We start from the raw sequence: 21,268 nt of genomic DNA, 5'->3' as shown, positions 1-21,268 counted from the left end.
GGATAAGTTGACATGATCGTACTGGCGCTCGACACGGCAGGTGTGGATTGCGCTGCCGCAGTGTATGATAGCGGCAGTGATTCTGTGATGGGGGAGGTCACGGAAACGATCGGGCGGGGACATGCCGAGCATTTGATGCACGTGGTCGACGAGGCGCTGGCGAAAGCCGGTACAGCGCTCTCGGCAGTCGAACGTGTGGTCGTGACCGTCGGTCCCGGTTCCTTCACCGGCATCCGCATCGGCGTTGCAGCCGCACGCGGTTTTGCACTCTCCCTCAATGTTCCCGCGGTTGGTGTTACGACCCTCGAGGTCATGGCAGCGACCGCACGAGATCAGAATCCTGGCAAGCCGGTTCTGGCCGCCATCGACGCGAAGCGCGAGGAGATCTATCTCCAGGGCTTCGACGCCAATGGCGACCCGCTGGACGAGGCGCGGGCCGTGACGATCGACGAGGCGCGGATAATTGCCGGCGCTTTCGATGGTATCGTCACCGGAACCGCCGTCGCCCGGTTGAGCGACGCGCCGCCAGCGGAGCGGCCAGACGCATTTCCGATTGCCGTCATCGCCCGGCTGGGCGCTGCCAAACCTGTCAGCGAAAAGCCGAAGCCGCTTTATCTTCGCGGACCCGATGCCAGACCGCAGGCCGGATACGCAGTTGCCAGGCAATAGAAATGCTCGAATCCTATCTCACCTTGAAAGCCGAATACGAAATCATCCCCATGGAGCTGAAGGATTGCGTCGAGGTGGCGCTCCTGCACGGCGAAAGGTTCTCCCGCGTCTGGGACGAAAGTGAATTTCAGGATCTTCTCTCGCAGGAGACGACCTTCGGCTTCGTCGCCCGCCAGACCAATGCGATCCTGAAAAAGGCGCTTCCCGGCTTCGTGCTGGCAAGGCATGTGGCGGGCGAGGCCGAAATCCTGACGATCGCCGTCAACGCCAAGCTTGGCCGCTCGGGCCTCGGCTGGCGGTTGATGCAGGCGGCCCTCCGTGAGGCCGGCAATCGCGGCGGCGAAACCATGTTTCTGGAGGTTGACGGCGGCAACCAGCCGGCGCTCGGCCTCTACCGCAAGCTTGGTTTCGAGACGGTCGGCGAGCGCAAGGCCTATTACGTCAACGACAATGGTACAAAGTCGACGGCGCTTGTCATGCGGCGCGTTCTTCGCTAGTCCGTTGTCACAGTCCAATAGACCGAAGACAGCAATCGATGGATGATGCCGTAAAATCCCTTGAGGAGCTTTGCGCCGAGCGTGGCATGCGCATGACCGAGCAGCGTCGGGTCATCGCGCGCATTATCGAGACATCGGAGGATCACCCGGATGTCGAGGAGCTCTACAGGCGTTCCGTGCTGGTGGACGCGAAGATCTCGATCTCGACCGTCTATCGCACCGTCAAGCTGTTCGAGGATGCCGGGCTGCTCGCCCGCCACGATTTCCGCGATGGCCGCTCCCGCTACGAAACGGTGCCGGAAGAGCATCATGATCACCTGATTGATCTGAAGAGCGGTGAAGTCATCGAATTTCATTCGCCGGAGATCGAGGCGCTGCAGGAGCGTATAGCCCGCGAACACGGCTTCAAACTCGTCGACCACAGGCTGGAGCTTTACGGCATCCCGCTGAAGAAGGACGAAGGTTGAGGTGAAGGCTGTCGTGCAGGAGCGAATGAGTTGATGACCTGGCTGCGCGTCGGCTGTGCCGCCATTGTCATCTGTGTCGTCAGCCTTGCGCTGGTGCCGCTGCAGCTCCTTTGCCTGCGCTTCGACTGGAAACTCAGGCGATACCTGCCGCGCTACTGGCATCGCATCGTCTGCTATTGGCTTGGCGTGCGCATTCATGTCGTCGGCAAGCTTGAGGCTGACAGGCCCTTGATGCTCGCCTCGAACCATTCTTCCTGGCTCGACATTCTCGTGCTGTCGGCGGTTGCCGATGTCGCCTTCATCGCCAAATCCGAGGTGCGGGACTGGCCGATCTTCGGCCTCTTCGCGCAATGGCAAAAGAGCGTCTTCATCGAGCGCCAGCAGAAGCAGAAGACCGGCGACCAGGTGAACGAGATCGCCGAGCGCATGGCCGCTGGCGAAATCATGGTGCTGTTCCCGGAAGGGACGACCTCCGACGGCAATCGCCTGCTCGAGGTCAAGTCCTCGCTGTTCGGCGCGGCCGCGGCCGCACTGCCGAAAACGCCGGATGCCGTCGTGCATGTGCAGCCCGTCGCGGTTGCCTATACCCGCATTCACGGTGTGGCCATGGGCCGTTATTACCGCCCGATCGCGGCGTGGCCCGGCGATATCGAACTGGTGCCGCACCTGAAGGATATCGTCGCCTGCGGCGCGATCGACGTCGATGTCTGCTTCGGCGAAGCGCTGGACTATCGGGCCGGCTCCAACCGCAAGCAAGTCAGCGCCACCATCGCGCGGCGCATCCGCAATATGCTCGCCAGCCGGCTGCTCGGCCGCGAGATCGCCTGATTTCCAGGTCGTTTCAACTTTTTCATTTTCTCCGCCAGCAAAAGTCACTACATAGCGGCCATGACCAAGGACAGCTTGACCCTCGACGCCCCGGCGACCCCTGCATTGCAGCTCGGCCTCCGCGATGGCTCCAACAGCCGCAAGGTTTTCATCAAGACCTACGGCTGTCAGATGAACGTCTATGACTCCACGCGGATGAGCGATGCGCTTGCCCGCGACGGCTATGAGCCGACCGAGGATATGGAAGAGGCCGATCTCGTCCTGCTGAACACCTGTCATATCCGCGAGAAGGCGGCTGAAAAGGTCTATTCCGCGCTTGGCCGCCTGCGCGACATGAAAAAGCGCAAGGCTGCCGACGGACGCGAGATGATGATCGGCGTTACCGGTTGCGTCGCGCAGGCCGAAGGCGAGGAAATCCTTCGCCGCGCGCCCGCCGTCGATGTCGTCATCGGCCCGCAGACCTATCACCGCCTGCCGGATGCGCTTCGCCGCGCCAAGGAAGGCCACCGCGTCGTCGACACCGAATATGCGATCGAAGACAAGTTTCAGCATCTGCCCATTGCCGAGAAGGCGAAGATCCGCGCCCGTGGCGTCACCGCCTTCCTGACGGTGCAGGAAGGATGCGACAAGTTCTGTACCTTCTGCGTGGTGCCCTATACGCGTGGTTCCGAAGTCTCCCGTCCGGTCGCCCAGATCGTCGAAGAGGCCGAGAAACTTGTGGATGGCGGCGTGCGCGAAATCACGCTGCTCGGCCAGAACGTCAATGCCTGGCATGGCGCCGGTCCCAAGGGCGAAGCCTGGAGCCTCGGTGATCTGCTCTATCGGCTGGCGGAGATACCCGGCCTTGCGCGGCTGCGCTACACGACCAGCCATCCGCGCGACATGGACGATCGGCTGATCGACGCGCATCGCGATCTCCGCACACTGATGCCCTATCTGCACCTGCCTGTTCAGTCCGGTTCGGACCGCATCCTCAAGGCAATGAACCGCCGGCACACAGCTGTCGAATATCTGGCACTGATCGCAAAGATCCGCGCTGCACGGCCGGATATTGCGCTCTCTGGCGATTTCATCGTCGGCTTCCCGGGGGAGACAGATCAGGATTTTGAGGATACATTGAGACTGGTCGAGGAGGTGAATTATGCACAGGCCTTCTCGTTCAAATATTCGACGCGTCCGGGCACGCCCGGCGCTGACTTGAAGGACCAGGTGGCCGAAGAGATCAAGGCGGAACGGCTGGAACGATTGCAGGCCCTGCTGTTGAAGCAGCAGCATGCTTTTGCCGACACTTGCGTGGGCAAGGTTGTGGATATCCTCCTGGAAAAGCCGGGTCGCATGCCCGGTCAGTTGATTGGACGCTCTCCCTGGCTGCAATCTGTGAATGTTGATGCAAAAGCATCGCAAATCGGTGACATTATTAACGTACGAATCACCGGGACCAGCACCAACAGCCTTTTTGCTGAGCTGCTCTAGGTTCCGGACGGGCAAAAGGAGCCACACCGCTTGAACGGACAGGAATTGGTTTCTTCTTCATCGCGCCAGCCCCGCACCGCGAGCGACGCCAATCACTTCATCCTGACGTTCGAGAACAATCGGTTCGCCAGCGAGCTTTTCGGGCAGTTCGATCAGAACTTGAAGCTGCTGGAAGAGCGTCTCGGCATCGATGCCCGCGCCCGCGGAAACTCCGTGGTCATCACGGGCGATGTGCCGGCCACCAACCAGGCGCGCCGCACGCTCGATTATCTCTATGACAAGCTGCAAAAAGGCGGCAATGTAGAACCTTCCGACGTGGAAGGGGCAATCCGCATGGCGGTTGCCGCCGACGACCAATTGACACTGCCGACCATGGAGAGAAAAGCCAAGTTGACGATGGCGCAGATTTCGACGCGCAAGAAGACGATCATTGCTCGCACGCCGACGCAGGACGCCTATATGCGGGCGCTGGAGCGCTCCGAGATGGTCTTCGGCGTCGGTCCGGCCGGTACCGGCAAGACCTACCTCGCCGTTGCGCATGCCGCCCAGCTTCTGGAGCGCGGCGCCGTCGAGAAGATCATCCTCTCGCGCCCCGCTGTCGAAGCCGGCGAGCGCCTGGGCTTCCTGCCCGGCGACATGAAGGAAAAGGTCGATCCCTATCTCCGTCCGCTTTATGACGCGCTTTACGACATGATGCCGGGCGACAAGGTCGAACGCGCGATCACTGCGGGCGTCATCGAGATCGCGCCGCTCGCCTTCATGCGTGGCCGTACGCTCGCCAATGCCGCCGTCATCCTCGATGAGGCGCAGAACACGACATCCATGCAGATGAAGATGTTTCTGACTCGTCTCGGCGAAAATTCGCGGATGATCATCACGGGCGATCCGAGCCAGATCGACTTGCCGCGTGGCGTCAAGTCCGGCCTGGTGGAGGCGCTGCAGCTGCTGAACGGCGTCGAGGGCATCACCATCGTCCGCTTCAAGGATACGGATGTCGTCCGTCACCCGCTTGTGGGGCGCATCGTCCGGGCTTACGACTCGATGTATCCCGCCCCGGGCGAGGAAAACGACCCGCAGATCTGATCTGCGGTCTCAAAGCTCATGGCGGAACTCGATATACAGATCAGCGTGGAGGAGGGCGATTGGCCCTCCGAAGCCGACTTGCAGGCCCTTGCCGAGCGCGTGCTCGGCGAGGCTGCGGCCTATCTCAAGAAACATGAGAAACAGCCCTTTCCGAAAGCGGCGCCCGAATTGTCCTTGGTTTTTACCGACGATGACTCCATCCGCGAGATAAACGCGGAATGGCGCTCGCAGGACAAGGCGACGAATGTGCTGTCCTTCCCCGCCTTTCCGCTGGAACCCGGCGGCAAGCCCGGCCCGATGCTCGGCGATATCATCATCGCCAGGGAGACGGTGGAGCGCGAGGCAGTGGACCTCGAGAAGAGTTTTGACGACCATTTGACCCATTTGATGGTGCATGGTTTCTTGCATCTCTTCGGCTACGACCATATGAATAATAGCGAAGCCGAAAGAATGGAGGGGCTGGAGACTCGCATTTTGGCTGGTCTTGGCCTATCTGATCCCTACGCGGGACAAGATCCCATTTGACTTGAACCCTGTCTGACCAGGAACAATGAGCGACTTTACGACAAGAACGGCCCCCGAGGCCAAAGACAGCGCCGATGCGGCCTCCTCCGACGAGGTTGGCAGTAGTAGCAGCGGCAAGCGGTCCCAATCTTCATTCTGGGCGCGCGCTGCGCGCATTCTCCGCCCGGCACAGGATGCCACGCGGCTGCGCGAGGATCTCGCCGACGCGTTGATGACCAACGCCACCGGCGACGATGCCTTTTCTCCCGACGAACGGGCGATGCTCCACAATATCCTGCGCTTCCGCGAGGTGCGCGTCGAGGACGTCATGGTGCCGCGCGCCGATATCGAGGCGGTGGACCAGAACATCACCATCGGCGAGCTGATGATCCTGTTCGAGGAAAGCGGCCGTTCGCGCATGCCCGTCTATGCCGACACGCTGGATGATCCGCGCGGCATGGTGCATATCCGCGACCTCCTGTCCTATGTCGCCAAGCAGGCGCGCAACAAGCGCCGCAGCGGCACCGCCAAGGCCGCAACAGCCGCGACGACTGAAAAGGCGCCGCGCTCCGCCAAGCCGAATTTCGATCTTTCTCGTGTCGATCTGCAAAAGACCCTGGCGGAAGCCGGTATCATCCGCAAGATCCTGTTCGTGCCGCCCTCCATGCTAGCCTCCGATCTCCTGCGCCGCATGCAGGTCAACCGCACGCAGATGGCCTTGGTCATCGACGAGTATGGTGGAACCGACGGCCTGGCCTCGCACGAAGACATCGTCGAAATGGTCGTTGGCGATATCGATGACGAGCATGACGACGATGAAGTCATGTTCAAGCGCGTCTCCGAAGACGTCTTCGTTGCCGATGCTCGTGTCGAGCTGGAAGAGATCGCCGCGGCGATCGGTCCGGATTTCGACGTCATGGAGCAGGTGGATGAAGTCGACACACTTGGCGGTCTGATCTTCTCCGCGCTTGGCCGCATCCCGGTGCGTGGCGAACTCGTGCAGGCGTTGCCGGGCTTCGAGTTTCATATTCTCGATGCCGATCCGCGCCGCATCAAGCGGGTGCGCATCACCCGCAAGCGGCATGCTGTCCGTCGGCGGCCGTCAAAGGCAGACGGCGATGCCGGTCTATCCGAGCGCGGCCTGCCGTCGCCGGAAGCAATTGCCGAAGAAACTTCGAGCGAACGCAACGCCGCCAGCCAATAAACTGCGCTTCAGCGGGACAAATCGCTGCTTTTTTGAAAGACTGCGGCCAGTTGATTCGCAGTTGAACGGAGCGGGCGTATGGAATGGCTTTCGGGCAGGGTGATCCTCGTCTGGGGTTTCAAACGCGCGTTGCTTGCGATTTTGGCGGGCGCGGTCGGTGTACTTGCACTGCCGCCCTTCGGTTTCTTTGCGGCAATGTTCATTTCCTTCACGCTGCTCGTATGGCTGCTTGATGGTGTCGCCGCCGGTCCCGACAGCGGCTTTCTCGGTCGGCTATGGCCGGCCTTTTTCACCGGCTGGCTGTTTGGCTTCGGCTATTTCGTCGCCGGCCTGTGGTGGCTCGGCCATGCGCTGCTGATCGATGCCGACGAGTTTGCCTGGGCATTGCCGTTGGCGATCCTCGGCCTGCCGGCCTTTCTCGCCGTCTTCTATGGCGTGGCGACTGTTCTTGCCCGGATCCTGTGGTCCGACGGCATGGGGCGCATCGCGGCACTTGCCTTCAGCTTCGGGCTGCTGGAATGGGTGCGGAGCTTCCTCTTCACCGGCTTCCCCTGGAATGCCATCGGCTACGGCGCCATGCCCATACCGCTGATGATGCAGTCGGCGCATCTGATCGGCGTGCTCGGCGTCACCGTGCTCGCCGTCTTCGTCTTTGCGGCGCCGGCCCTGCTCGGCACGCGCCAGGGACGGGTGCCGGGGATTGGTCTTGCGATCATCATCGCTGCCGCCCATGTCGGTTATGGCTATTATGCGCTGAACCTGCCGGCCGCCCCGCCTGTCGAAGGCAAGGCAACGCCCGTCATTCGCATCGTCCAGCCGTCCATCGACCAGGAGACGAAGATGGATACGGCCGCCGACCGCAACGCCATTTTCGACAAGCATCTGGCGCTCTCCGTGCAGCCGCCCGCAAATGGCGGCAAGCGCCCTGATATCATCGTCTGGCCTGAAACGGCCGTGCCGTTCATCCTGACCGACAACAGGGACGCACTCGCCCGCATCGCCGATCAGCTTGATGATGACCAGATCCTGATCACCGGCGCTGTTCGCGTCGAGGACATGGGTCCGGGTGTCGATCCCCGCTACTACAATTCGATCTATGTCATCGATGGCCGGGGCCAGATCATCGGCGCATCCGACAAGACCCATCTTGTGCCCTTCGGCGAATATGTGCCGTTTGAACATATTCTGAGCTATCTCGGCATCGACAATGTGGTGGAACTGCCGGGCGGATTTTCCGCAGCCACGCGGCGGCAGCTGCTGACCATGCCTGACGGTATCAAGTTCTACCCCCTGATTTGCTACGAGATCATTTTCCCGAACGAGATGACCTCGGAGATTCGGCAGGCGGATGCGATCCTGAACGTGACGAATGATGGCTGGTTTGGCGATACGCCGGGCCCCTACCAGCATTTCCTCCAGGCAAGGGTGAGGGCGGTGGAGCAGGGGCTTCCTCTGATTCGCAGCGCCAATACCGGCATCTCCGCCTTCGTCGATCCACACGGGCGTGTGCTTTCGGGAATTGATTATAACCAGCAAGGGTTTATCGACACCACCTTGAGTGGTGCAACTGTATCGCGTGTTGATGATAAGGCCCGGAAAACATACTTTTGGTTGATTGTCGGCTTAGTCGGCATGGTCGCCGTCGTTTCACGCATGGGTTTTATTTCGAGGGTGAATTGACCAAAAAACCCTAAAATTGCATAGTGCTCGTTATCCGCCTTTTGAACGTAGACTGGAGGCCTTGGGGGCGTCGGCTGCAACGTGGCGTTATAGGGGGTGGAGAAAGGTACCGGGTGGCAGGTCCTGAACTCAACCTATGTTAGGGTAAAATGATGATTGAGAACAAAAAAAAGCCGAACCCCATCGACATTCATGTCGGTAGCCGCATACGCCTCCGCCGCACCATGCTTGGCATGAGCCAGGAAAAACTCGGCGAAAGTCTTGGAATTACGTTTCAGCAGATCCAGAAATACGAAAAGGGCACCAACCGGGTTGGCGCCAGCCGCCTCCAGAATATTTCCAGCATCCTCAATGTCCCGGTCTCCTTCTTCTTCGAAGATGCCCCGGGTGAGCACACGGCCACCGCGGGGGGCTTGGCCGAAGCATCCAGCTCTAATTACGTCGTCGATTTTCTGTCCTCTTCCGAAGGGCTGCAGCTCAATCGCGCCTTCGTGAAGATCTCCGACGGCAAGGTGCGCCGCAAGGTGGTGGAGCTGGTCAAAGCGCTCGCCGCCGAGGCGGATGCCGAGTAGACCTTTCGGGGCGCTGCAAAGCCGATGAAGTCGAGAGGCGGTCATTTTGGCCGCCTTTTCTGCATTTACGGCAAAAATTTATCCCTTCGACCGGGATATAAAGATATATTTATGTCCTTGTTCGGCTTGTTTTTCGAGCCGGAGACGAATATCAAAAGCAGAGATTTGTTCTTTGAGGGGAATCCCGAATGCGCGCGAATTATCTGTTTACGAGTGAGTCTGTTGCCGAAGGTCACCCGGATAAAGTTTGTGACCGTATCTCCGATGAAATCGTCGATCTGGTTTACCGCGAAGCCGCAAAGACCGGCGTGAATCCATGGGGCGTGCGCATTGCCTGCGAAACCCTTGCCACCACCAACCGCGTCGTCATCGCCGGTGAAGTCCGCCTGCCGCCGAGCCTGATGAAGAAGGACAAGGACGGCAACGACGTCATCAATCCTTCGAAGTTCAAGGCTGCGGCCCGCCGCGCCATCAAGGACATCGGCTACGAGCAGGACGGCTTCCATTGGAAGAAGGCACGCATCGACGTGCTCCTGCACTCCCAGTCTGCCGACATCGCCCAGGGTGTCGACAACGCTGCCGACCAGCAGGGCGACGAAGGTGCCGGCGACCAGGGCATCATGTTCGGCTACGCCTGCAAGGAAACGCCGGACCTCATGCCGGCGCCGATCTATTATTCGCACAAGATCCTGCAACTGCTCGCAACCGCCCGCAAGAAGGGCGATGGCGAAGTTGCCAAGCTCGGCCCCGATGCCAAGAGCCAGGTGACCGTTCGTTACGTTGACGGCAAGCCGTCGGAAGTGACCTCGATCGTCCTCTCCACCCAGCATCTCGACGATAGCTGGGATTCCAACAAGGTTCGCGCCGTTGTCGAACCCTATATCCGCGAAGCGCTCGGCGACCTGAAGATCGCTGCCGATTGCAAGTGGTACATCAACCCCACCGGCAAGTTCGTCATCGGTGGTCCGGACGGCGACGCCGGCCTCACCGGCCGCAAGATCATCGTCGACACCTACGGTGGTGCCGCCCCGCATGGCGGCGGTGCCTTCTCGGGCAAGGATACGACCAAGGTCGACCGTTCGGCCGCCTATGCCGCACGCTATCTGGCAAAGAACGTCGTTGCCGCCAGCCTGGCCGACCGTTGCACGATCCAGCTGTCCTATGCCATCGGCGTTGCCCAGCCGCTCTCTGTTTATGTCGACCTGCACGGCACCGGTAAGGGCGTCAGCGAAGATGACGTCGAAGCAGCGATCCGCAAGAGCATGGATCTCTCGCCGACTGGCATCCGCCGTCACCTCGACCTCAACAAGCCGATCTATGCCAAGACATCGGCATACGGTCACTTCGGCCGCAAGGCTGGCCGTGACGGTTCGTTCTCCTGGGAACGCACCGATCTGGTCAAGGCTCTCAAGGAAGCTGTGAAGGTCCGGGAAGCCGCATGATCGACGTCGAGCGCCGGTCGCGGGCGACGGAAGCATTCTTCGGCCGGCGCAAGGGTAAGGCCTTGCGCGGCCAGCAGGCTGAAAAGCTCGAAGCATTGCTGCCGCAGCACATTGTCGATCTTGCCGCTCCGGCGCCGCAGCCACTGAATGACCTCTTCCAGGTGCCGACCGAACGTCTGCGCCTGGAAATCGGCTTTGGTGGCGGCGAGCATCTCATTCACAGGGCGCTGGAACAGCCGGCCACCGGCTTCATCGGCGTAGAACCCTTCGTCAATTCGATGCAGAAGCTGCTCGCGCGGGTCGACGAGACCGGCGCGCGCAATGTCCGCGTCTATAATGATGATGCCACGCAGTTGCTGGACTGGCTGCCGGATGGCTGCCTGGATCAGATCGATCTGCTTTATCCGGATCCCTGGCCGAAGAAGAAGCACTGGAAACGCCGTTTCGTTTCGCAGGTCAATCTCACACGCTTCCACCGTGTGCTGAAGCCGGGCGCTCTCTTCTGCTTTGCGTCCGACATAGACACCTATGTCAACTGGACACTGCAGCATTGCCACGCCCATGGCGGCTTCGAATGGACTGCACGGAATGCCGCTGATTGGCTGACGCCCTACGAGGGATGGCCGAGCACGCGCTACGAGGCAAAGGCCCGGCGCGAAGGGCGCTCTTCGGCCTATCTGACATTCAAGAAAATCTGATTGCTGGTTTCACGGCTGGAGCAGGTGATCGATCGCCGCTTCCGCATCATCCCGTCAGGACCGCCATGCCAGGCGGTCTGGATCATGCGTATGCGCCACGGCTGGGCCGGTCGGCGCGGTCCTTGCAAACGGTGAGCCTCATCGTTGAGCGGCGTCTATGGTCAGTGCAGGCTGACCGTCTTCAGTTCATCTTCGGCGGCGCGATAGAACGTGCTGGAACGGTTGTCCGTCAGCAGGATCGGCGTACCGTCGGCACCGAAAAGCGCCCATAGATCGACATCCGGGTCGATATCGGGAGCTTCGGGAAAGCAACGTGAGACTTCGTTGCAATCCATCTTTCTGATGTAGGCAACCTCGCCGGTGCCGATATTGGCAAGCTCGGATTGCGTCAGGCGGGCGTTAGCTTCTTTCAAAAGCATATTCGTACCTCCAGTATGAGGGACCAACGGCACTAAGCCGTTGTCCTACTGTGAGACCGAAATGTTAATTTTCTTTACCATACGATCCGGTTCGGGCCGAATGAGATCGACCGAGAGCAAGCCATTCTTCAGTGCGGCGCCAAGCACTTGCATGCCGTCGGCAAGGACGAAGACGCGCTGGAATTGCCGGGCCGCAATGCCACGATAAAGATAGTCGCGCTCGCTCTGTTCAACCTGACGTCCGCGGATCAGCAACTGGTTTTCCTCGGTGCTGACATCGAGCTCGTCCTCGGAGAAACCCGCTACCGCAAGCGTGATGCGCAAACGCTCCGGCTCGCCCGAAAGGCGATCGGCACCCATGCGCTCGATATTGTAGGGGGGATAGCCGTCACTGGTTTTGGAAATCCGCTCCAGCGTCTTTTCCATGGTATCGAAGCCCAGAAGCAGCGGGCTGGCAAAGGGAGTCATCCGGCTCATCGTCTCAAAGTCCTTGGGTAGCAAGCGACCGTTCCGGACCTGATCTTCAGCACCCGGTTGTCCCTAATATGGGAGTACGCGCCGGTGAGTGCAAGGCATCATCTCTTCGCATCTGCGAGATCAAAAGTCGCTGCCGATGAATCGTTTGTGACAAGACGAGGCAGTGCTTGACAAAGCCGGACCGAACTCGCGACAAAGCCTCTCGATCTGTCCGGAGGAAAATTACAAACATGACCGAACCTAGAAAAATCATCATCGATACCGACCCTGGTCAGGATGACGCCGCGGCGATCTTTCTCGCCTTCGGCAGCCGCGAAGAGATCGATGTCCTCGGTATCACCACCGTCGCCGGAAACGTGCCGCTGCGGCTGACGAGCCGCAATGCCCGCATCGTCTGCGAGCTTTGCAATCGTCGCGATGTGAAGGTGTTCGCCGGCGCCGACGCGCCGCTCAAGCGCAAGCTAGTGACCGCCGAGCACGTTCACGGCAAGACCGGCCTTGATGGTCCTGCTCTGGCCGAGCCGACGATGGAATTGCAGCCGGGGCATGCGGTCGATTTCATCATCGACACGCTGCGCAACGAGCCTGAGGGAAGTGTTACGCTCTGCACACTCGGCCCGCTGACCAATATCGCGCTGGCCTTCCAGAAAGCACCTGAGATTGCCGGCCGCGTGCGCGAGCTGGTGATGATGGGCGGCGGTTTCTTCGAAGGCGGCAACATCACGCCGGCAGCCGAGTTCAACATCTATGTCGACCCGGAAGCGGCCGATGTCGTCTTCCGATCCGGCGTGCCAATCGTCATGATGCCGCTTGACGTCACCCACAAGCTGCTGACGCGCAAGGACCGTGTTGCCCGCATCGCTGCTGTCGGCACCCCGCCGGCCAAGGCCATGGTCGAAATGCTGGAATTCTTCGAGCGCTTCGATATCGAAAAATATGGCTCGGACGGCGGACCATTGCACGATCCGACGGTCATCGCCTATCTCCTCAAGCCCGAGCTATTCAAGGGCCGCGATTGCAATGTCGAGATCGAGGTGACATCGGAATTGACTGTTGGCATGACGGTGGTGGACTGGTGGCATGTTACCGAGCGCAAGCACAATGCCAAGGTCATGCGCGATGTCGATGCCGATGGCTTCTTCGCGCTGCTGACAGAACGTTTCGCCCGCATCTGACAGGTGAATACAGAAAAGGGGCCGCCGGAGTGATCCGGCGGCCCCTTTTGTCGTTTAAACTATTAAGCCGGCTCAGAATTCTTCCCAGTCATCCTGTGCGAGGGCGTTGGCACCCTGCGTCTGGGGAATAGGCTTGCGTGCCGGTGCTGCCGCAGGTGAGGCAACCCTTCGGGCAGACACAGGCGCCCGCATCTGCTGGGCGGTTGCCCTCAGTGCTCCTGCATTGTCCTGTACGCTGCGCGTGGTGCGGAAGCGTGCCACCAGGGTCTTCAGGCTCTGTGCTTCCTCGGCAAGCGTGACGCTGGAGGCCGTGGTCTCCTCGACCATCGCGGCATTCTGCTGCGTCACCTGGTCCATCTGGTTCATGGCCGAGTTGATTTCCTTCAAGCCGACCGCCTGCTCGCTTGCGGAGGCGGAGATCTGGCGGATAAGGCCGTTGATCTCCATCACCTGCTGGGCGATCTTGTGCAGCGCGTTGCCGGCGCGGCCGACGAGATCGACGCCTTCCTTGACCTGACCAGCCGACGTGTTGATCAGTGTCTTGATTTCCTTGGCAGCGTTGGCCGAGCGCTGAGCCAGTTCCCGGACTTCCTGCGCGACGACAGCAAAGCCCTTGCCGGCATCACCCGCACGAGCGGCTTCGACGCCGGCGTTGAGGGCGAGAAGGTTTGTCTGGAAGGCGATCTCATCGATAACGCTGATGATGCGTGAGACTTCCTGGGACGACTGCTCGATGCCATGCATGGAGGCGATGGCCTTCTGGACAATCTCGCCGGAGTGCTCGGCATCCTGGGAGGCAGCGTTGACGCTGCTTGCCGCTGTCCGCGCATTTTCAGCACTCGAGTTTACCTGCGCGGTGAGCTCGTTGAGGGCTGCTGCGGTCTCTTCTAGGCTTGCCGCCTGCTGCTCCGTGCGCCGGGCAAGATCCGAGGCGCTGGTGCTGATCTCGCCGGTACCGCTGCCGATATTGCCGACGCTGGCATTGACGGTTTGGACGGTCTCTTCGAGGCTGATCAGGGCCGCGTTGAAATCCTGCTTGAGCTGTGCGTACTCGCCGGGGAAGTCGTCGGTGATCCGATGGCTGAGATTGCCCTTAGAAAGCTCCGCCAGGCTATGGCCGAGAATGCCGACGATGTGGCGCTGCAGGGTGACGCTGTCGTTTCGTTCGGTCTCCGAACGGCGGCGTTCGCCTTCGGCGGCCAGGCGCTGATCATTGGCTTCACCTTCGAGGCGCTTGGTGTCGGCAAGCGCAAAACGGAAGCCTTCCAATGCCTTGGCAACCGAACCGACTTCGTCGGCCCGAGCCTGACCGGAGACCGGTTCCGCATAGTTGCCGGCGCTGAGGCCGTTGACGCTGGCGACAAGACCCGCAAGCGGCTTCTGTACGAAGCCGCGAACGGCGGCGTAGAGGGCCAGCATGACGGCGATGAGCACGAGGATGCCGGCGACGATCATCGTGTAGGTCTGGTCGCGCACAGGCGCTGCGATTGCGCTGTGCGGCACGTCGATGAGCACGACCCATGTGGCGTTGAGGCCCGGAACCGCGAAGGGATAGACGACGCGGTCGAATTCTTCGCCGCCGTCATCCGAAAGGTTTTTCATAATGCTTGCGGAGGAAGAGGTGAGTGCCGCCTTGATGGTATCGGCGCCGGCACCATTATAGTCCTTCATCAAAAGGGCCGCCGTCGGTGCGACCAGCCACTTGTTGTCCTGGGAAACCAGCAGCACACGGCCGGAGCCGAATGGCTGTAGCTTCTGCAGCTTCGTGGAGAGCGAGGCGAGGGAGATATCGACGCCCGCGACGCCGATCATCTTGCCGCCCGACATCACCGGATAGGCGATCGAGCTCATGGTGGTGGGAACGTCGGTGCCTTCGGCCATGTAGGGCGGGGTGATCGAACCCTTGCCGCTATCGGCGGCGAGCTTCCACCACGGAGCCGTATAATCATTGTTGAAGGTGGAGAACTGGATGCCGCCATCCTTGGTCTTCGACCAATAGGGGGTGAAAGCACCCTTGTCGTTGACGCCCTGGTCCTTGTTGTTGGCAAGCTCCATCGTCTTGCCGTCGAAGGCGCCGAGCTGCTCGCAGAACCAGCTGCCGAAGGCAAAAGCGTTCTGTTCGACGTTCGCCTTGAGAATGTTGATGATACCCTTTCGGTCGAAGGTCTGGCCCTCGTGGCCACGGCCGATGATGGCGGCCATCGAGCGCGCGGCGCTGGCCATCTCGCCGATATTGGCGGCAATCTCATTGGAAATGGACTTGGCCTCGGTATTGGCCTGATCCATCGTCAGGGTCTCGACGCGATCGCGGGTCTGGGAAATCAATAGAAAATTGGAAACCAGCAAAACAAGTGCGATCGCTAGCCCCGTGACCAAGATGAGCTTGGCCGCAAGCGACTTCATACGAAAGATGAACATCATTTCCTCGAAAAAGCGATGCGTCGGATAGGCATTATCCAGATGCAAAGTCGGCGCAGGATGGCCCTGTCATGGGGCCGCCGTGAGAATTCCTGCCGCAGCCGCAAGGCCATGCACGCCAGGCCAGAGGAGAATGATATGGAAGCGCAAAAATTTAATTAATTGCGCTTCGAGATGCCTACGATTTGTTGAGTTTAAAGCCGTTCGGCGACTTCGTTGGCAACGGGAATGGACGGCTGCGCGCCCGCCTTGAGGCAGGCGAGCGAACCGGCGACTGCGGCGCGGCGCAGGCTGGCATGAAAATCCAGGCCCTCGTCGAGGCTTGCGGCAAAATAACCGCAGAACGTATCGCCCGCACCGACGGTATCGACAGGCTCGATCACGAGGCCCTTGGCACTGGAAAGCTCGCCGTCGCGGATGGCGATGACGCCGTCGCCGCCAAGCGTCACGATCAGCGTCTGACCGGTTTCGCCATGCAGGCGGACGAGGGCAGCCTCACGCTCGGCGGCGGACATGTTGTCCTGGCCAGCCAGCCTCTCGAATTCGGTCTCGTTGGCGATAACGATATCGGCGAGCCTGCCGAGGCGTTCCGCTTCCGGGATCAGCGGGGCGAGATTGAGCACCGTGCGCACGCCTTTGGCCTTCGCAGCGTTCAATGCCGTCTCGACGGCGTCGACCGGAATTTCGAACTGAAGCATCAGCGTATCGCCGGGGTTCAGCGCCGCGACGGCGGCGGCTGCGTCTTCGGCGGTATTCGTGCCATTGGCGCCGGGAACGACGGCGATCATGTTTTCACCGTCGCCACCCACCAGGATCAGGGCTGTGCCGGTTGGCTCCGAAACACGGCGAGTGGTGGAAAGATCGGTGCCGGCAGCATCCAGCAGTTCGAGCGCAGGCACGGCAAAGCCATCATTGCCGACAGCACCGCTCATGCGCACCGTTGCGCCGGCGCGGCGCGCGGCCAGCGCCTGATTGGCGCCCTTGCCGCCGGCGGCCGTGGAAAAACCGTTGCCGGCGACGGTTTCGCCCGGCTTGGGCAGACGGTCTGTCGTGGCGATGAGGTCCATGTTGATGGAGCCGAAAATGGTGATCATGCGGTATCCTGCCCTGCGAGTTGTGCATGATCCCACCCGAAGGCTGCCCTATGTCTTTTGGGATCACGCGCCGATTTCGCGCGACACTGCCCGAAGCGATCAGTCCTCGTCAACTACTCTCAGCTTGAGTTGGCTGGTACGGTTGTCGATCGGCTTCGGTCTGTCCTCCGCACGCGCCTTTGTCGGCTCTTTCGCGGTCTCGAATTCCAGCGCTTCTATCCTCTCGCCACGCCTTGCCAGCTTGTCGGCGGAGGTGACGATCATATCGACATCCTTCTGTGCCATGGCGAAATGTCCCTGGAGCTTGCGCACCCGTTCGTCCAGGCGCGAGAGATCATCCATCAGATGCGCCACTTCGCTCTGGATGACATGCGCCTGCTCGCGCATGCGCTGATCCTTCAGGATCGCCTGGATGACCTGGATGGACAGCATCAGCAGTGACGGCGAGACGATGACGATGCGCGATCGCTGCGCCTTCTGCACGATTGCTTCGAAATTCTCGTGGATCTCCGCGAAGATCGATTCCGAGGGCACGAACAGGAAGGCGGTATCCTGGGTTTCGCTGGGAATAAGATACTTCTCCGAGATATCGCGGATATGCAGTTCCAGATCCCGGCGGAATTGCTGCGCGGCAATCTTGCCCTGCTCGGGGCTCGCCGCGCTGCGAATGACATTCCAGGCTTCGAGCGGAAACTTGGCATCGATAACCAGCGGCGGTGCACCGTTCGGCATCCGAATGGTGCAGTCGGGCCGCGAGCCGTTCGAAAGCGTCGGCTGGAAGGAATAAGCGCCCATCGGCAACCCGTCGGTGATGATGGTCTCCATACGCGCCTGGCCGAAGGCGCCGCGCGTCTGCTTGTTGGAGAGGATGGCCTGCAGGCCGACGACATCCTTTGCCAGCGATTGAATATTGGTCTGGGCCGTATCGATCACGGCGAGCCGTTCCTGTAGGCGGCGCAGGTTCTCGTGTGTCGAGCGCGTCTGTTCGCCGATCGTCGCGGTGACCCGTTGCGACATGCCATCCAGGCGCTGGCCGATGGCCTGGTTGAGCTCCGCTTGCCGTGAGCCGAACACTTCGGCCATGGTCGCGAGCCGGCCCTGCATCTCCGCCTGCGCCCGCAAAAGCGTTGCCATGTTGTGCTCTGATTCCAGCATGTCCTCCTCGGATCGTCCGCGACCGCGCATCAGAAGAACGAGGACGGCGATCACGAGCAGGATGACGAGGCCGGTCAGAACCTGGATCGCGGAGATGGCTTGGCCGAAGAGGATGAAGGACATGGAACCGAGTATGCTCGTGGAATTCTTACGGACACCATAACAAAAACATCGTGAATAGCTAGATCAAAACGTGAACAGGATTTTTCGGCCGCTTAGCCAGATCCGATGCGTCGTCGGTGAAAAAACACCTCGATACGTCCATCTTGGCGATTCCATCGCGGTAAAAGATGCGTTATGGGAAACGTCATGACGATCAAGCCACTCATCATTTTACCCGATCCGCTGCTCCGCCAGGCTTCCAAGCCGATCGAGCGCATCGATGCCGAAACGCAGCGCCTCGCTGACGATATGCTGGAAACCATGTACGACGCGCCGGGCATTGGCCTCGCCGCCGTCCAGATCGGCGTTGCGCGCCGGATGCTTGTCATCGACGTATCGCGCGAAGGCGAGGAAAAGAAGCCGCTGGTTTTCATCAACCCGGAAATCGTCACTTCTTCGGAGGAGCGTTCGGTCTACGAGGAAGGCTGCCTTTCCATTCCCGACTATTATGCGGAAGTGGAGCGCCCGGCACGCGTCACCGTCAAGCATCTCGACCGCGATGGCAAGGAACAGCTGACCGAAGCCGACGGCCTGCTCGCAACCTGCGTACAGCACGAGATCGACCATCTCAACGGCGTGCTCTTCATCGACTATATCTCCCGCCTGAAGCGCGAGATGGTGATCAAGAAGTTCACCAAGGCCGCCAAGGCCAAGGCTCTTTGATCTCGAGTCGTTGAAAGATTGGGCTGCAGCGCCTATGATATCATTGATATCAAATGGAGGCGCCGATGAGCGATCTTTTGCTGCGCGGCATCGATGACACACTGAAGAAGCAATTGCAGGCGAATGCCAATCGGCATGGCCGCAGTCTATCCGACGAGGCGATTGATCTGTTGCGCCAGTCGCTTGGACGCCAGCAGGATTCCAACAGTTCCGCGGGGCAGCGGCTGAGAACCATTCTCGGCGGTGACAAACTGAGCGAAGAAGAGATCGATGCAATTGCCGCCTTCCGGCATGCATCTGATCGCGAACCGCCGCGGTTTGAGTGATCGTTCCTTGGGATACTTCGGATGATTGTGCTCGACACCAACGTCGTGTCCGAACTTCAAGGGCGGTTGTATAGCGATCGGATATTGTCATGGCTCGATGGTTTCGCCGCCGAGACCATTTTCGTGACGACGGTTACGATAGGTGAGATTCGCTTCGGTCTGGAGCTATTGGCCGAGGGAAAACGCAAGGCGGCGTTGATTGCCCAATTGGAGGCGATAGAAGCCGAATTTACCGGCCGCGCCCTTGGATTTTCAGGCAGTGCGGCGCATCAGTATGGAATAATTTCTGCCCTGCGGCACAAAATGGGGCGGCGGATGGAAACGAAGGACGCCATGATCGCTGCCATCTGTCTCGCGCATGGCGCCACATTGGCGACGCGCAATACAAAAGATTTCGAAGGGCTTGATCTCAAGCTCATAAACCCGTTTGAAGACGGCTAACCTGTTGCCCCCTGACAACGCGCAGCGTTTTCGGCGCCAGTCACACGAAACCTGATATCTCAGCCGGATGGATCGCATGTCGCTCAACATCATTTTCATGGGAACGCCCGAATTCTCCGTGCCGACATTGCGGTCGCTGATCGATGCGGGCCACAGGGTTCGCGCCGTCTATACGCAGCCGCCGCGCCCCGGTGGGCGGCGCGGGCTGGACCTGCAGAAATCGCCGGTACATCAGGCGGCCGAATTGCTCGGCCTGCCGGTATTCACGCCTGTGAATTTCAAGGATCCAGACGAGCGCCAGCGGTTTCGCGATTTGGATGCCGATGTTGCCGTGGTCGTGGCCTATGGGCTGCTGCTGCCGGAAGCGATCCTCACCGGCACCCGGCTCGGCTGCTATAACGGACATGCTTCGCTGCTGCCGCGCTGGCGCGGAGCCGCCCCCATCCAGCGGGCGATTATGGCCGGCGATAGCAAGACCGGCATGATGGTGATGAAGATGGATAAGGGCCTCGACACCGGCCCCGTCGCGCTGACGCGCGAAGTCGAGATCGGCGAGACCATGACTGCGGGCGAGCTGCACGACAAGTTGATGCTTGTCGGCGCAAAGGCCATGGCCGAGGCCATGAACAAGCTCGAGCATGATGAGCTGCCGCTGACCGCCCAGCCGGCCGACGGCGTCCTCTACGCCGCCAAGATCGACAAGGGCGAAACACGCATCGATTTCAACAAGCCTTCGGCCGATGTTCACAATCATATCCGCGGTCTCTCGCCTTTCCCCGGCGCCTGGTTCGAGGCCGAGATTGCCGGTCGGCCGGAGCGCATCAAGGTGCTCGGCTCGGAACTGGCCGAAGGCAGCGGAGTTGCCGGCACTGTGCTGACGGATGATCTCGTCATTGCTTGCACCTCAGGTGCTGTCAGGCTGACGAAGCTGCAGAAGGCCGGCGGCAAGCTGCTGGCATCGGCCGATTTCCTGCGCGGCACGCCGATTGCGCCGGGCACCGTGCTCGCTTCGGAGCAGGCCTGATGCCGCGCTACAGAATGACCGTCGAATATGACGGCACGTCCTATGTCGGCTGGCAGCGTCAAACCAATGGTCGCTCGGTACAAGGCGCAATCGAAGGCGCCATCCTGTCGTTGACGGGGGAGACGGTTTCCATCCGTGGGGCGGGACGCACCGATTCCGGCGTCCATGCCATGGGCCAGGTCATGCATGCCGACCTTGCCAGGGAGTGGGAGCCCTTTACCCTGTGCAAGGCGGTGAATGCGCATTTGAGGCTTGCGGGCGAGCGCGTTGCCATTCTTGATGTTACAGAGGTCGACGTTCGCTTTGATGCACGTTTTTCGGCCATCCGCCGTCATTATCTCTATCGCATCATCACCCGCCGTGCGCCCCTGGCGCTGGAGGCCGGGCGCGCCTGGTGGGTGCCGAAGGAAATGGATCACGAGGCCATGCATGCCGCTGCGCAGATGCTCGTCGGCCGGCACGATTTCACGACGTTCCGCTCGGCGCATTGCCAGGCAAACAGCCCGGTGCGTACGCTCGACAGGCTCGATGTCACGCGCAGCGGCGAGTTGATCGAGATCCGCGCGACAGCACAGAGCTTCCTCCACAATCAGATCCGCTCATTCGCCGGAACGCTGAAGTTGGCCGGCGAGGGCAAGTGGACGCCCGACGACGTGCGCGCCGCTCTTGAGGCGCGAGACCGCAAGGCATGCGGCCCGGTAGCCCCACCGGACGGGCTTTATTTCATGCAGGTCGACTATCCGGATGATGGGGCGCTTCAGATGCCGGCGCCGGATGAGGAATCCGACGATTCCTGA

23 protein-coding genes are annotated in these 21,268 nt (G+C 60.6%); 18 read left to right on the top strand and 5 right to left on the bottom strand.

Annotated features, from left to right (window positions below; genetic code table 11):
* The first annotated feature begins 12 nt into the window (after positions 1 to 12).
* The 12 genes from tsaB to A6U86_RS26930 all read left to right on the top strand — a co-directional run bounded on the left by tsaB (position 13) and on the right by A6U86_RS26930 (position 11,117).
* On the top strand, positions 13 to 669 hold the full coding sequence (gene tsaB, locus A6U86_RS26985; protein ID WP_068397623.1) for a tRNA (adenosine(37)-N6)-threonylcarbamoyltransferase complex dimerization subunit type 1 TsaB: 657 nt from the start codon (positions 13 to 15) through the stop codon (positions 667 to 669).
* A gap of 2 nt (positions 670 to 671) precedes the next feature.
* Positions 672 to 1,166: a GNAT family N-acetyltransferase gene (locus tag A6U86_RS26980; RefSeq protein ID WP_068397615.1), complete on the top strand. Its 495-nt coding sequence runs from the start codon at positions 672 to 674 to the stop codon at positions 1,164 to 1,166.
* Positions 1,167 to 1,204: 38 nt separating this feature from the next.
* A complete protein-coding gene (locus A6U86_RS26975) occupies positions 1,205 to 1,633 on the top strand; it encodes a Fur family transcriptional regulator (RefSeq protein ID WP_068397613.1) in 429 nt (142 codons plus the stop codon).
* Positions 1,634 to 1,663: 30 nt separating this feature from the next.
* On the top strand, positions 1,664 to 2,461 hold the full coding sequence (locus tag A6U86_RS26970; protein WP_068397608.1) for a 1-acyl-sn-glycerol-3-phosphate acyltransferase: 798 nt from the start codon (positions 1,664 to 1,666) through the stop codon (positions 2,459 to 2,461).
* Between the two features lie 60 nt (positions 2,462 to 2,521).
* On the top strand, positions 2,522 to 3,934 hold the full coding sequence (miaB, locus tag A6U86_RS26965) for a tRNA (N6-isopentenyl adenosine(37)-C2)-methylthiotransferase MiaB (RefSeq protein ID WP_068397606.1): 1,413 nt from the start codon (positions 2,522 to 2,524) through the stop codon (positions 3,932 to 3,934).
* A 30-nt stretch (positions 3,935 to 3,964) separates the two neighbouring features.
* Positions 3,965 to 5,017 (top strand): PhoH family protein, encoded by a 1,053-nt coding sequence (locus A6U86_RS26960; protein WP_068397604.1) that lies wholly within the window; start codon positions 3,965 to 3,967, stop codon positions 5,015 to 5,017.
* A gap of 18 nt (positions 5,018 to 5,035) precedes the next feature.
* Positions 5,036 to 5,542 carry an rRNA maturation RNase YbeY gene (gene ybeY, locus A6U86_RS26955; protein WP_068397601.1) on the top strand — a complete coding sequence of 169 codons (507 nt, stop codon included), beginning with the start codon at positions 5,036 to 5,038 and terminating at the stop codon, positions 5,540 to 5,542.
* A gap of 25 nt (positions 5,543 to 5,567) precedes the next feature.
* On the top strand, positions 5,568 to 6,725 hold the full coding sequence (locus A6U86_RS26950; RefSeq protein ID WP_068397598.1) for a hemolysin family protein: 1,158 nt from the start codon (positions 5,568 to 5,570) through the stop codon (positions 6,723 to 6,725).
* A gap of 78 nt (positions 6,726 to 6,803) precedes the next feature.
* Positions 6,804 to 8,405: an apolipoprotein N-acyltransferase gene (gene lnt, locus A6U86_RS26945; RefSeq protein WP_068397595.1), complete on the top strand. Its 1,602-nt coding sequence runs from the start codon at positions 6,804 to 6,806 to the stop codon at positions 8,403 to 8,405.
* A gap of 152 nt (positions 8,406 to 8,557) precedes the next feature.
* On the top strand, positions 8,558 to 8,977 hold the full coding sequence (locus A6U86_RS26940; protein WP_034489843.1) for a helix-turn-helix domain-containing protein: 420 nt from the start codon (positions 8,558 to 8,560) through the stop codon (positions 8,975 to 8,977).
* Positions 8,978 to 9,165: 188 nt separating this feature from the next.
* Positions 9,166 to 10,419: a methionine adenosyltransferase gene (gene metK, locus A6U86_RS26935; protein ID WP_068397592.1), complete on the top strand. Its 1,254-nt coding sequence runs from the start codon at positions 9,166 to 9,168 to the stop codon at positions 10,417 to 10,419.
* On the top strand, positions 10,416 to 11,117 hold the full coding sequence (locus A6U86_RS26930) for a tRNA (guanosine(46)-N(7))-methyltransferase TrmB (protein ID WP_068397589.1): 702 nt from the start codon (positions 10,416 to 10,418) through the stop codon (positions 11,115 to 11,117). Before metK ends, A6U86_RS26930 begins: the two co-directional genes overlap by 4 nt.
* A gap of 161 nt (positions 11,118 to 11,278) precedes the next feature.
* On the opposite strand, the gene A6U86_RS26925 is transcribed toward A6U86_RS26930, so the two are convergent.
* Together A6U86_RS26925 and A6U86_RS26920 are read right to left on the bottom strand one after the other, a co-directional pair.
* A complete protein-coding gene (locus A6U86_RS26925) occupies positions 11,279 to 11,536 on the bottom strand; it encodes a DUF1150 family protein (RefSeq protein ID WP_068397582.1) in 258 nt (85 codons plus the stop codon).
* A gap of 45 nt (positions 11,537 to 11,581) precedes the next feature.
* Entirely contained in the window at positions 11,582 to 12,013 is a 432-nt protein-coding gene (locus A6U86_RS26920) for an Hsp20 family protein (protein ID WP_068397579.1), read from the bottom strand.
* A gap of 230 nt (positions 12,014 to 12,243) precedes the next feature.
* Here A6U86_RS26920 and A6U86_RS26915 point away from each other — a divergent pair, with 230 nt between their 5' ends.
* A complete protein-coding gene (locus A6U86_RS26915; RefSeq protein WP_068397576.1) occupies positions 12,244 to 13,188 on the top strand; it encodes a nucleoside hydrolase in 945 nt (314 codons plus the stop codon).
* 72 nt (positions 13,189 to 13,260) lie between these two features.
* Here A6U86_RS26915 and A6U86_RS26910 read toward each other — a convergent pair whose 3' ends face one another.
* The 3 genes from A6U86_RS26910 to A6U86_RS26900 all read right to left on the bottom strand — a co-directional run bounded on the left by A6U86_RS26910 (position 13,261) and on the right by A6U86_RS26900 (position 17,978).
* Positions 13,261 to 15,606 (bottom strand): methyl-accepting chemotaxis protein, encoded by a 2,346-nt coding sequence (locus tag A6U86_RS26910; RefSeq protein WP_068397945.1) that lies wholly within the window; start codon positions 15,604 to 15,606, stop codon positions 13,261 to 13,263.
* A 194-nt stretch (positions 15,607 to 15,800) separates the two neighbouring features.
* Positions 15,801 to 16,700, bottom strand: a complete 900-nt coding sequence (locus A6U86_RS26905) for a ribokinase (RefSeq protein WP_068397570.1) — start codon at positions 16,698 to 16,700, stop codon at positions 15,801 to 15,803.
* A gap of 99 nt (positions 16,701 to 16,799) precedes the next feature.
* Positions 16,800 to 17,978, bottom strand: coding sequence for a DNA recombination protein RmuC (locus tag A6U86_RS26900; RefSeq protein WP_068397567.1), 1,179 nt, complete (start codon positions 17,976 to 17,978; stop codon positions 16,800 to 16,802).
* Positions 17,979 to 18,164: 186 nt separating this feature from the next.
* Here A6U86_RS26900 and def point away from each other — a divergent pair, with 186 nt between their 5' ends.
* The 5 genes from def to truA all read left to right on the top strand — a co-directional run bounded on the left by def (position 18,165) and on the right by truA (position 21,268).
* On the top strand, positions 18,165 to 18,680 hold the full coding sequence (gene def, locus A6U86_RS26895) for a peptide deformylase (protein WP_068397943.1): 516 nt from the start codon (positions 18,165 to 18,167) through the stop codon (positions 18,678 to 18,680).
* Positions 18,681 to 18,745: 65 nt separating this feature from the next.
* Positions 18,746 to 19,006 carry a plasmid stabilization protein gene (locus A6U86_RS26890; protein ID WP_068397941.1) on the top strand — a complete coding sequence of 87 codons (261 nt, stop codon included), beginning with the start codon at positions 18,746 to 18,748 and terminating at the stop codon, positions 19,004 to 19,006.
* A 21-nt stretch (positions 19,007 to 19,027) separates the two neighbouring features.
* Positions 19,028 to 19,447, top strand: a complete 420-nt coding sequence (locus A6U86_RS26885) for a type II toxin-antitoxin system VapC family toxin (RefSeq protein WP_068397564.1) — start codon at positions 19,028 to 19,030, stop codon at positions 19,445 to 19,447.
* Between the two features lie 76 nt (positions 19,448 to 19,523).
* Positions 19,524 to 20,471, top strand: coding sequence for a methionyl-tRNA formyltransferase (gene fmt / locus A6U86_RS26880; RefSeq protein ID WP_068397938.1), 948 nt, complete (start codon positions 19,524 to 19,526; stop codon positions 20,469 to 20,471).
* On the top strand, positions 20,471 to 21,268 hold the full coding sequence (truA, locus tag A6U86_RS26875; protein WP_068397561.1) for a tRNA pseudouridine(38-40) synthase TruA: 798 nt from the start codon (positions 20,471 to 20,473) through the stop codon (positions 21,266 to 21,268). The genes fmt and truA overlap by 1 nt, the downstream gene beginning before the upstream one ends.

Source organism: Rhizobium sp. AC27/96 (assembly GCF_001692325.1).
In the GTDB taxonomy this organism is placed as follows: Bacteria; Pseudomonadota; Alphaproteobacteria; order Rhizobiales; family Rhizobiaceae; genus Rhizobium.
This window is presented reverse-complemented; position numbering and strand designations above follow the sequence as displayed.

Bases quoted from the DNA above. Each gene is read 5' to 3' on its own strand.
- A6U86_RS26915 (WP_068397576.1), top strand. From the start codon at position 12,244: ATGACCGAACCTAGAAAAATCATCATCGATACCGACCCTGGTCAGGAT.
- lnt (WP_068397595.1), top strand. From the start codon at position 6,804: ATGGAATGGCTTTCGGGCAGGGTGATCCTCGTCTGGGGTTTCAAACGC.
- A6U86_RS26930 (WP_068397589.1), top strand. From the start codon at position 10,416: ATGATCGACGTCGAGCGCCGGTCGCGGGCGACGGAAGCATTCTTCGGC.
- def (WP_068397943.1), top strand. From the start codon at position 18,165: ATGACGATCAAGCCACTCATCATTTTACCCGATCCGCTGCTCCGCCAG.
- truA (WP_068397561.1), top strand. From the start codon at position 20,471: ATGCCGCGCTACAGAATGACCGTCGAATATGACGGCACGTCCTATGTC.
- A6U86_RS26950 (WP_068397598.1), top strand. From the start codon at position 5,568: ATGAGCGACTTTACGACAAGAACGGCCCCCGAGGCCAAAGACAGCGCC.
- A6U86_RS26920 (WP_068397579.1), bottom strand. From the start codon at position 12,013: ATGAGCCGGATGACTCCCTTTGCCAGCCCGCTGCTTCTGGGCTTCGAT.
- ybeY (WP_068397601.1), top strand. From the start codon at position 5,036: ATGGCGGAACTCGATATACAGATCAGCGTGGAGGAGGGCGATTGGCCC.
- tsaB (WP_068397623.1), top strand. From the start codon at position 13: ATGATCGTACTGGCGCTCGACACGGCAGGTGTGGATTGCGCTGCCGCA.
- A6U86_RS26905 (WP_068397570.1), bottom strand. From the start codon at position 16,700: ATGATCACCATTTTCGGCTCCATCAACATGGACCTCATCGCCACGACA.
- fmt (WP_068397938.1), top strand. From the start codon at position 19,524: ATGTCGCTCAACATCATTTTCATGGGAACGCCCGAATTCTCCGTGCCG.
- A6U86_RS26940 (WP_034489843.1), top strand. From the start codon at position 8,558: ATGATTGAGAACAAAAAAAAGCCGAACCCCATCGACATTCATGTCGGT.
- miaB (WP_068397606.1), top strand. From the start codon at position 2,522: ATGACCAAGGACAGCTTGACCCTCGACGCCCCGGCGACCCCTGCATTG.
- A6U86_RS26975 (WP_068397613.1), top strand. From the start codon at position 1,205: ATGGATGATGCCGTAAAATCCCTTGAGGAGCTTTGCGCCGAGCGTGGC.
- metK (WP_068397592.1), top strand. From the start codon at position 9,166: ATGCGCGCGAATTATCTGTTTACGAGTGAGTCTGTTGCCGAAGGTCAC.
- A6U86_RS26890 (WP_068397941.1), top strand. From the start codon at position 18,746: ATGAGCGATCTTTTGCTGCGCGGCATCGATGACACACTGAAGAAGCAA.
- A6U86_RS26980 (WP_068397615.1), top strand. From the start codon at position 672: ATGCTCGAATCCTATCTCACCTTGAAAGCCGAATACGAAATCATCCCC.
- A6U86_RS26885 (WP_068397564.1), top strand. From the start codon at position 19,028: ATGATTGTGCTCGACACCAACGTCGTGTCCGAACTTCAAGGGCGGTTG.
- A6U86_RS26925 (WP_068397582.1), bottom strand. From the start codon at position 11,536: ATGCTTTTGAAAGAAGCTAACGCCCGCCTGACGCAATCCGAGCTTGCC.
- A6U86_RS26910 (WP_068397945.1), bottom strand. From the start codon at position 15,606: ATGTTCATCTTTCGTATGAAGTCGCTTGCGGCCAAGCTCATCTTGGTC.
- A6U86_RS26900 (WP_068397567.1), bottom strand. From the start codon at position 17,978: ATGTCCTTCATCCTCTTCGGCCAAGCCATCTCCGCGATCCAGGTTCTG.